The following is a 5,013-nucleotide window of genomic DNA, read 5'->3' as shown; positions in this document are numbered from 1 at the left end:
CGGCGGCGCCGCCCCGCCGGCTGCGGCCGACGGCTGCGGCTGGGACTCGGTCCCCGAGCAGCCGGCGAGCGCGAGCGCGAGCGCGGCGAGGATCGCAGCCGCTGCCACCTGGCGCACGCGACCCCCTCACCTCGCCGACGGACACCGCCAGCGTACGGCTCAGAAGGCGGGGTCGATGTCCGCACCGGGCGCCGACCACGCCGCGCCGCCCGAGGTCTGGCTGACGAGCTCTCGCTCGTGCGGGCCGTCCGCCGGATCGTGGGCGAGCGCGTCGGTGCCGTCGGGCGCGGTCGCCGCGTCGACGGGCTTCCGGCGCTCGCGCGTCGTCGGGCCCACCCGCAGGGAGTGGCCGACGTGGTCGGCGCGGATCTTGACGCTCGTGCCGCGCTTGTCGCCGGACTCCCACTGATCGACCTTGAGCCGGCCGAGCACGACGACGACGTCGCCCTTGCGGAGCGACGAGACGACGTGGCGGGAGAAGCCGCCCCACGCCTCGATCGAGTACCAGTTGGTGTGGCCGTCCACCCACTGCTCGCCGTCCTTGCGGCGTGCGGTGCAGGCGAGGCGGAACTCGGCGACCTGGTCGCCGTTGACGGACTTCAGGATCGGGTCGCCTCCGAGGGACCCGACCACGGTGATTGCATCGTTCATGCCGGTGAGCATGCACCGGCGCGCTCGTCCGCCGAGAGCGTGCGGGACGGGTCTGTGGAGAACCCCCGCGCGCCCCTCAGCCGCGCAGGTACTCCGCGAAGCCGCTGCGGATCTTGTTCACCTTCGGCGCCGCCACGGCGAGGCAGTACCCCTGCGTCGGGTTCTTGGCGAAGAAGTCCTGGTGGTACTCCTCCGCGTCGTAGAACTCGCCGAGCGGCTCGAGCGCGGTGACGATCTCGCCGGGCCACCACTCGCCGGCGCGCGCGATCGCCGCCTCGAACCGCTGCCGCTCGGCCTCGTCGCGGTAGAACATCGCGGAGCGGTACTGCGTGCCGATGTCGTTGCCCTGGCGGTTCAGCTGGCGCGGGTCGTGCATGGTGAAGAACATGTCGAGCACGACCTTCGTCGGCACCCGCTCCTCGTCGTAGACGACCTTGACGGCCTCCGCGTGCCCGGTCGTGCCGGTGCACACGAGCTCGTAGCTCGGGTGCGGGACCGATCCGCCGGTGTAGCCGGAGACGACGTCCTGCACCCCGTCGACGACGCGGTACGCGGCGTCGAGGCACCAGAAGCAACCACCTGCGAGCACGATCTCCTGCATGCTCCGAAGCGTAGCCGCCGCGCCTATGCGCGCCGTGAGCGGGGGCGGCGTGTGGGTGGCCGCTCGTAGCGTCGTGTGCGGGAAGGAGCCCCGATGGCCATCATGTCCTCCGCGCAGCGGCGCGCCGCGCCGCAGGCGGCGCACGTCGCCACCCGCCGGGTGCGCGACGACCTCTGGCGCGTCGTGAGCGCATCCGGGCTCACCCTCGGCTACATCGCGCTCGCGGAGGGCGCGGCGGGCAGGTCCTTCGAGGCGCGGCGCCTGCTCCCGGGCGGCACGGCGCTGCTCTCCGTGGGCTCCGGCTGGTCGCTCGAGGACGCGCTCGCCTGCTTCACGGGGCCCTGAGCCGCCGGTCCCGCACGCCAGCGGGGCCGAGGCATCCGCCCCGGCCCCGCCACGCTGGTGGAAGCGGCTCAGGCCGCGTCGACCGGCGCCTGCTGGATCGCGGAGATCTCGATCTCGATGTCGACCTCGTCGGAGAGCATGACGCCGCCCGTCTCGATGGCCACGTTCCAGCTGATGCCGAAGTCGCTGCGCTTGATGCGCGTGCGTGCCGAGGCGCCGGCGCGCGTGTTGCCCCACGTGTCGGGACCGATGCCGCCGAACTCGAGCAGCAGCGAGACCGGCCGCGTCACGCCGCGCATCGTGAGCTCGCCGTCGACGAACAGGTCATCGCCCTCGACGCGCGCGCCCGTCGACGCGAACGTCCACTGCGGGTGCTCCTCGATCGCGAAGAAGTCGTTCGAGCGCAGGTGCTGGTCGCGGTCGGCGTTCTTCGTGTTGATCGTCGCGGGGTCGACGGTCGCCGTGATGGTCGACTCCTCCGGCCGCTCGGCGAGCACGATCGTGCCCTCGAGGCCCTCGATCTCGCCGCGGACCTTCGCGACCATCATGTGCCGCACCGAGAACGTGACGTTGGAGTGCGAGCCGTCGATGACGTAGGTGCCGGGCTGGTAGCCGGGGATGTTCTGGAGCATTCGGAGGTGCCTCTCGTGCGTGGTGGGAGTGGTGCGAATTCGAAGAACGTGGCGCCGGGCGCGGCCATTCCCGCGCGCGCCGCGGCGGCGCGGATCACTCCCCGTGGAAGAGGTGCTTGCCCTCGCGCCGGTTGAGCTGGACGCGGCGCACCACCCAGACGACGAGCACGGCCACGACGAGCCCGATGACGACCCACTGGAGCCAGTCCATGTAGGGCTCGACGACGTGGTAGTTCCGGCCGAGGGTCACGCCGATCATGATGAAGATCGTGTTCCAGATCGCCGAGCCGACGAGGGTCAGGCCGAGGAAGAGCGCGACCGGCATGCGCTCGACGCCCGCGGGGATCGAGATGAGGCTGCGGAAGATCGGCAGGAAGCGGCCGAACAGCACGGTCTTCCAGCCGTGACGCGCGAACCACGCCGTGGTCTTGTCGATGTCGCTCGCGCGCACGAGCGGCATCCTCCGCGCGATCGCGGCCAGCCGCTCGTGGCCGAGCAGGCGGCCCAGCAGGTAGAGCACGAGGGCACCCACGACCGAGCCGACGGTGGTCCAGATGATCGCCTCGGCGACCGTGAAGCCGCCGTTGGCGGCGGTGAACCCGGCGAGCGGCAGGATGACCTCGCTCGGGATCGGGGGGAACAGGTTCTCGGCGGCGATCGCGATCGCCGCGCCGGGCGCGCCGATCGTCTCCATGAGCCCCACCGCCCACCCGGCGACGCCGGAGAGCTCGTCGGAGGACTGGGCGGACTGCGTCAGGAGGTCGAGCACCCCGACAGCCTACGGTTGTGGCCCTGAGCGCTCGATAGGATCGCCGATGCCGCCAGCATGCCCCCGTAGCTCAGCGGATAGAGCAGGAGACTTCTAATCTCTTGGTCGCAGGTTCGATCCCTGCCGGGGGCGCGAGCGGGGCGGCGCCGTGCGAGGCTGGGCGCATGACCGCTGCGCTCCTGTTCGACATGGACGGCACGCTCATCGACTCCGAGCCGATCTGGCACGCCGAGATGCGCGCGTTCGCGCGCTCCCAGCGCATCGAGTGGTCGACCGAGGACGCCCACTGGACGACCGGGCGCCCAATGGTCGAGTGGGCCGAGCGGATGCGCGAGCGCGGCGCGGGCATGGAGGTCGCGTCGATCATCGACACGATCGCGAGCCGCGTCGCGGCGGCCGTGCGCGAGGAGACGCCGTGGCTTCCCGGGAGCATCCGGCTGCTCGAGCGCGTCGCCGAGGCGGGGGTGCCCGCGGCGCTCGTCACGAACGCGACCGCGGGGAACGCCCAAGCGCTGCTCGAGGCCGCGCCGACCGGGGCGCTGCGGTTCGCGATCTCGGCCGACGACGTCGCGCGCTCGAAGCCCGACCCCGAGCCCTACGCGACCGCGATCCGGCGGCTCGGCGCCGACGCATCCGCCTGCATCGCCTTCGAGGACTCGTCGAGCGGCGCGCGCTCGGCGACCGCGGCCGGCGCGCGGCTCTGGTTCCTGACGACGCAGCTGCCGGCCTCGCCCGTGCCCGCCGAGCGCACGATCGGCACGCTCGCCGACATCGACGCCGACGAGCTCCTCGCGCTCGTGCGCGGAGCCCCCGCGCCGCGCCCGTAGACTCGCCGGGTGGCTGCCGCTGACCGGATCGTCTGGATCGACTGCGAGATGACGGGCCTCGACCCCGCGGTCGACGAGCTCGTCGAGGTCGCGGTCGTGGTGACCGACTTCGAGCTCGAGGTGCTCGATCCCGGGCTGCAGGTCGTCATCAAGCCGTCGCAGGCGGCGCTCGACCAGATGGGCGACTTCGTGCGGCAGATGCACGCGACGAGCGGCCTCGACGCCGAGCTCGAGCACGGCGTCTCGCTCGCCGAGGCCGAGCTGCTCGTGCTCGAGTACGTGCAGCGGTTCGTGCCGCTCGAGCGCACCGCGCCGGTCGGGGGCAACACGATCGGCACCGACCGCATGTTCCTCGCCCGCTACATGCCGGCGCTCGACGGCTTCCTGCACTACCGCTCGATCGACGTGTCGAGCATCAAGGAGCTCTCGCGCCGCTGGTTCCCGCGCGCCTACTTCCAGAGCCCGGAGAAGGCCGGCGGGCACCGCGCGCTCGCCGACATCCTCGAGTCGATCCGCGAGCTGCGCTACTACCGCCGGGCGGTGTTCACGGATGCGCCGGGCCGCTCGAGCGAGGAGCTCCAGGCGATCGCGGCCGACGTCGTCTCCGGCTTCGGGGACCACCTCCCGGGCTGACGACGCGCGGCGGTGTCGTGCGGGACCGCCCGGATGTCGTACACTGTCCTGGTTGCGCTTGGCGCACATGGTGGGTATAGCTCAGTTGGTAGAGCGCCTGGTTGTGGTCTAGGAGGTCGCGGGTTCAAGCCCCGTTACTCACCCCGTCGAAGCCCCCGGTGAACCCGGGGGCTTCTGTCTGCCCGCGCCCGGTGCGCCTGCCTGCGCGGGAGCTGCGCCCGCCGTACCGTGACCGCGTGCTCCGCTCCCGACCCGCTCGCCTCGTCGCGCTCGCCCTCGCGGGCGTGCTCGCGCTCGCCGCGTGCTCGGGAGAGCCGGAACCCCAGGTCGGCGCGGCTGTCGAGACCACGGACCCGGATGCGGTGCTCACCGCGATCGCGGGGCCGAGCGCCCACGAGGCCGCGCTCGAGACGAGCCGCGCGCTGTTCGACGCGGCGCCGCTCGTCGTCCTCGCTCCCGCAGGCGATGCCGCGGCGCACGCGCTCGGCGGCCGTGCTGCGATCGCGCTCGGGGTCCCGCTGCTCGTCGCCCCGCCCGAGCCGGCGGCCTCCGCCT

7 protein-coding genes, 2 tRNA genes and 1 pseudogene are annotated in these 5,013 nt (G+C 72.6%); 6 read left to right on the top strand and 4 right to left on the bottom strand.

The annotated features are described in order from the left end of the window. Nucleotides 1-159: 159 nt before the first annotated feature. Complete coding sequence (locus NWP09_RS11610) at nucleotides 160-651, bottom strand: single-stranded DNA-binding protein (RefSeq protein WP_258275665.1); 492 nt, start codon at nucleotides 649-651, stop codon at nucleotides 160-162. Between the two features lie 76 nt (nucleotides 652-727). Next, entirely contained in the window at nucleotides 728-1,252 is a 525-nt protein-coding gene (msrA, locus tag NWP09_RS11605) for a peptide-methionine (S)-S-oxide reductase MsrA (RefSeq protein ID WP_258275664.1), read from the bottom strand. A 93-nt stretch (nucleotides 1,253-1,345) separates the two neighbouring features. Between msrA and NWP09_RS11600 the strand changes: the two genes are divergently transcribed. Further along, nucleotides 1,346-1,597: a hypothetical protein gene (locus tag NWP09_RS11600; RefSeq protein WP_258275663.1), complete on the top strand. Its 252-nt coding sequence runs from the start codon at nucleotides 1,346-1,348 to the stop codon at nucleotides 1,595-1,597. A gap of 68 nt (nucleotides 1,598-1,665) precedes the next feature. On the opposite strand, the gene NWP09_RS11595 is transcribed toward NWP09_RS11600, so the two are convergent. Both NWP09_RS11595 and NWP09_RS11590 read right to left on the bottom strand, forming a co-directional pair. After that, a complete protein-coding gene (locus NWP09_RS11595; RefSeq protein WP_258275662.1) occupies nucleotides 1,666-2,229 on the bottom strand; it encodes a YceI family protein in 564 nt (187 codons plus the stop codon). Nucleotides 2,230-2,323: 94 nt separating this feature from the next. Beyond that, a complete protein-coding gene (locus NWP09_RS11590) occupies nucleotides 2,324-2,998 on the bottom strand; it encodes a DedA family protein (protein ID WP_309137117.1) in 675 nt (224 codons plus the stop codon). A 59-nt stretch (nucleotides 2,999-3,057) separates the two neighbouring features. Here NWP09_RS11590 and NWP09_RS11585 point away from each other — a divergent pair. From NWP09_RS11585 to NWP09_RS11565, 5 genes and pseudogenes are all read left to right on the top strand, one after another. Next, nucleotides 3,058-3,130, top strand: a tRNA-Arg gene (locus NWP09_RS11585). A gap of 32 nt (nucleotides 3,131-3,162) precedes the next feature. Continuing rightward, nucleotides 3,163-3,825: an HAD family phosphatase gene (locus NWP09_RS11580; RefSeq protein WP_258275661.1), complete on the top strand. Its 663-nt coding sequence runs from the start codon at nucleotides 3,163-3,165 to the stop codon at nucleotides 3,823-3,825. Between the two features lie 9 nt (nucleotides 3,826-3,834). Next, complete coding sequence (gene orn, locus NWP09_RS11575) at nucleotides 3,835-4,458, top strand: oligoribonuclease (protein WP_258275660.1); 624 nt, start codon at nucleotides 3,835-3,837, stop codon at nucleotides 4,456-4,458. Between the two features lie 70 nt (nucleotides 4,459-4,528). Then, nucleotides 4,529-4,601 (top strand) — tRNA-His (locus NWP09_RS11570). 93 nt (nucleotides 4,602-4,694) lie between these two features. Continuing rightward, a pseudogene (locus tag NWP09_RS11565) lies at nucleotides 4,695-5,013 on the top strand (hypothetical protein); the annotation flags it as partial.

Source organism: Agrococcus sp. HG114, from assembly GCF_024723325.1.
In the GTDB taxonomy this organism is placed as follows: domain Bacteria; phylum Actinomycetota; class Actinomycetes; order Actinomycetales; family Microbacteriaceae; genus Agrococcus.
Note: the sequence above shows the minus strand (reverse complement) of the source record. Positions and strands in the feature narration are given on the sequence as shown.

What these genes read in the sequence shown, in the direction of transcription:
- msrA (WP_258275664.1), bottom strand. Translation starts at nt 1,252, where the DNA reads ATGCAGGAGATCGTGCTCGCAGGTGGTTGCTTCTGGTGCCTCGACGCC.
- NWP09_RS11600 (WP_258275663.1), top strand. Translation starts at nt 1,346, where the DNA reads ATGGCCATCATGTCCTCCGCGCAGCGGCGCGCCGCGCCGCAGGCGGCG.
- NWP09_RS11610 (WP_258275665.1), bottom strand. Translation starts at nt 651, where the DNA reads ATGAACGATGCAATCACCGTGGTCGGGTCCCTCGGAGGCGACCCGATC.
- NWP09_RS11580 (WP_258275661.1), top strand. Translation starts at nt 3,163, where the DNA reads ATGACCGCTGCGCTCCTGTTCGACATGGACGGCACGCTCATCGACTCC.
- NWP09_RS11595 (WP_258275662.1), bottom strand. Translation starts at nt 2,229, where the DNA reads ATGCTCCAGAACATCCCCGGCTACCAGCCCGGCACCTACGTCATCGAC.